The sequence below is a fragment of the Streptococcus sp. DD11 genome, assembly GCF_001578865.1.
In the GTDB taxonomy this organism is placed as follows: domain Bacteria; phylum Bacillota; class Bacilli; order Lactobacillales; family Streptococcaceae; genus Streptococcus; species Streptococcus panodentis.
The window spans coordinates 368152-372292 of record NZ_KQ969393.1; the positions used below are offsets into that span (position 1 = coordinate 368152).

Here is a 4141-nt window from a genome sequence, read left to right on the forward strand (position 1 = left end):
GGCAGGACCAGCCAGTGAGTCCAACTCCAACTGCAGCTAGCGAGCAGGCAGCACCTGAACCGACTGAAGACGCAAGAGACACTGAAACAAGGGCTGCTTCGGCAACGGAAACAGCTGTCTCCGCTAATGAAGCGACTTCTGCCGCACCAGCTCAGCCTCGCTCATATAGAGCAGAGGTCACACCGAAGCCGGCTACTGCGGCGATGCCAAGGTCTGAGCGCAACGGCCAGCCCATGGAGACAGGAACATCCTTCCGCGCTGCCGATGCTGCAGGAACAGCAACTGCTGCTTCTGGCTTGAAAGATGCGACGGCAAACCCTGCTGTGTCCAAGCCAACGCTGGAAGAGTCCGTGAAGAAGCGGTCGGATGAGCTGATGAAGCAGGCCAACTGGCTGGATTTTGGGGATACCAATGCTTTCAAAAACCTAGACACCGATGGCTCTCTTAAGGTTGGAACAGTCTATGAAAAAGAGATTTCACCGGGCTATCGTATCAAGCTGACGGTAACCGAGCTGAAACCTTTCTATGCGACAGAGATTTATCGTGACCGGGTAAAAGGGACAGAATATGAAAGCAGCTATGATCCAAATGCCAAGAATACCTGGCTGCAGTATAATAACAGCACAAATTATGCCTATCAATATTGGTACGGTGATGACTATCGTCCTAAAATCGTAGGAGCTCCGCAGAATCAATGGTCGGCTATCAAGTCAGAGGGGATTGACACCAAGGGACGTAAGACCCAACTGCAGGTTCCTAAAGATGAAGCCAACTATGGTGTGAAATTCAAGGTTGAAGCCACCTATCTCGGTAAGGCGGTCAAGGCTGCAGTCGTCATGGCGGATGGAGAAGAAGCCAACCCAGGTGAGTATGCCATCTTCACGACAAATGGACAGGGCTGGGAGCACTTAGCAGAGTGGAAGCGGACTGTCACAGACACGAACGGTGTGACGACGGAAATCACAGAAACCTACAAGCCTATGCAGCCGACTACTGAAGGCCAGTATATTGGGAAGGACGCCAGTGGCGTTCATTGGCAGGCCTATGTCAGTCCGGATCAAAAGACCGGCGGACTGGGCAGTCAGGTATTCGGTCCGAATGTTTCCAGATACAATACCATTCCACTGGTGATGTCGCGCGGTGCTTCAGAGGTTGGAATCTATATTGCTTCCTCTGGTCAGCAGGCTGCGATGATTGGCTTCATGGCAGTAGATGAGGGGGATGCGCCGGACTCTTATGGCAAGGCCGTCCATGCGATTTCAAGGTATAATGCTGAAACAGGAGGCCCAAACCCACAGCCGTTTTTAGGCCGAGTAGAGGCGGACATTGACACCACGTCTGGGAATAACTGGAAGCATGATGAGCAAACAGATTTGGCCGATGAAGGGGTGGATCAGCTGCTGTCTGATGATTTGGTCGGAAAAACCAACAACCTTTTCCGAGTAAACCGTCTTCATGACGGAGACTACTCTCTGCGGCTCCATGCTTCGGCGAATGGCTACGAAAAGGCCTATGTCCGCGCTTGGATAGATTTTAATAACAATGGCGTCTTTGATGAAGATGAAGCCAGTGAGTTTACCGAAGTAACGACTGCGGGTGACTATACTGTCAGCTTCAAGAAAAATCCTGCCATGACTGATCCGGCTCTGAGCAAGCTGGGGATGCGGGTCCGTATTGCTCTGAATAAAGGAGATATTGAAAAGCCTACAGGCACGGCCTTTAGCGGTGAAGTTGAAGACCTGCAGGTCGAACTGACTTATCCGCCAAAGGGTGAGAAAAAAGAAAGCGTCGGCATCCGCAACCAGCAGCAAGCGGCCACTCTTCATTTTACACCTCAGGGCATCGATCAAAACGATGAAAGTAAGAAAGTAGCCATTGACACGACGAAAGCTCCTTTGGTCTTGGATGCGAAAGGAAATGAGCTGACGGCTGATGCAGAGGGCTGGTACAGCACGGTTGAGGGACGCTATAAGGTTACGCCGAACGGCGCAGATGTGAAGGTGGTGTTTGAGCCTAAGGCGGACTACATCGGCACGGCGCAGGGGATCAATATCCGCCGCTTTGATACCAATGGCGCCAGCACAGACTGGACTGCGAAAAATCAGGCTGAAAGGGCCATCAACGACCAGCTGAATACCATGGATGGGCGCTATGTTCCAACAGTTCTCAACTATAGCAAGTATGAAACGACCGATATCCAAGGAGTTGATCAGGAACAGACTCCGGTCTTTAATGATGGCGATACTACTAGAACTCCAGCGAGTCCAAGCGCAGCGCATCCTGTGAAATTCGTGAAGGCTGATGGCACGACAACAGATGATGGAAGTCTTCCGGCAATATCAAATGGTCAAGAAGTTGGCCGATTTGAAGTGGAGCCGGCTACTGGTAAGATTACTTTCAAGCCAAATAAGGACTTTGTCGGAACGGTTGACCCGGTGTCTGTTCGGATGATGGATGCCAATGGTATTTTCCACCAAGCGGTTTATCAGCCAAAGGTAAGGCCAGTCAAACCGACTGCTCAAGACGCTAGCAGTGAAGGCATTCAAGGGGCAGTTCAGACAGGCCAGCTGACCTTCACTTCGGGTGACAAGCGTGTACCGATAGATAGTAGTAAGCTGCCAGTCTTTGACAATGGCAGTCAGACCAAAACGGTGGCAGGTGTAGGGACCTATCAGGTGGATGAGCAAGGGTTGGTCACCTTTACCCCGTTACCGGCATATACCGGCCGTCCAAATGCAGAGACTGTCAAGCGCGTGGATCTGTATGGGACAGAAGTGACCGCTAGCTATCAGGCGGATGTCAAAGCCGCGACTCCGACAGGCCAAGATGCACAGACGACAGGGCTTCAAGGTCAGTTGCAAAAGAGCAGCCTTCAGTTTATGCCAGGACAGGCAACTGTGAATGGACAGAAGGTGACTGTCCCCCTAGCAACAGAAGGACCACGATTCGTGGTTGATGGGCAAGTCCAGCCAGGAAACAGCCTGCCGGTTTATGATGCAAACGGCAAGCTTCAAGGGACCTATACGCTGCAGGGAAATGACGAAATTCATTTTCAACCTGCCCCGGATTTTTATGGAATACCTACGCCAGCGCGCCTGCGTGTGACGGACAAGAACGGATCAAGAGCTGAAGCGGTGTATCAGCCAAAGGTGACCCAAGTGATGCCAACCAGTACGAACGCTGCTTCGACAGGTCTGCAAGGCCAGCCGCAAAAGGGCACGCCAAGCTTCACGGGCGGCAACCCCAATGTGCCATTAAACGATAATATTCCAGCGACCTTTGATGACGGATCCAAGCGTAAGGAAGTACCCAAAGTTGGTATTTTTGAGGTGGCGCCAGACGGCACGGTGACCTTTACGCCGGACAAGTCCTATTCTGGTACGCCGGATCCCGTCACCGTCAAGCGGGTGGACAAGAACGGCACACCGGTCACGGCAACCTATACCCCAACCGTTACCAAGGTCACTCCTACAGGAACTGGCGGCAAGACAGAAGGTCTGCAAGGCTTGGTGCAAAAAGGCAAGGTGACCTTTAAAGCTGGAAATCCGCAGGTCGGCTTTCCGGCAGACAAAACGCCCGTCTTTGATACCGGCATTAATGTCAAAGAAATTGACCAAGTCGGTAGATTCGAAGTGGCTGCCGATGGCACGGTGACCTTTACGCCGGATAAGACCTTCGTCGGCAGAACACCGGAACTTGACATCAGCTATGCCGATGTCAATGGAACGGTAGCTAAGGCCGCCTATCGGGCGACTGTGGTGGCTGTGACTCCGACAGCGACAGGTGCGCAGACAGAAGGCCTGCAAGGCCAAGTACAGACAGGCACTGTAACCTTTACCCCTGGGGCGCCATCAGTCGGCTTCCCGGCAGACAAAACGCCTATCTTTGATACCGGCACCAATGTCAAAGAAATTGACCAAGTCGGTAGATTCGAAGTGGCTGCCGATGGCACTGTAACCTTTACCCCAGATAAGACCTTCGTCGGCAGAACACCAGAACTTGACATCAGCTATGCCGATGTCAATGGAACGGTGGCTAAGGCCACCTATCGGGCGACTGTAGAAGCTGTTATCCCGACTGGAACTGGTGATCGGACAGAAGGCCTGCAGGGGCAGGTTCAAGAAGGCCGAGTCAGCTTCAC

Annotated in this window: 1 protein-coding gene; it reads left to right on the forward strand. The window is 52.4% G+C overall.

Translation table 11 applies throughout. The features are described 5' to 3' along the window. Nucleotides 1–4141: CshA/CshB family fibrillar adhesin-related protein (locus tag STRDD11_RS14190; RefSeq protein ID WP_241209338.1), on the forward strand; the 4141-nt coding region annotated here is incomplete at both ends.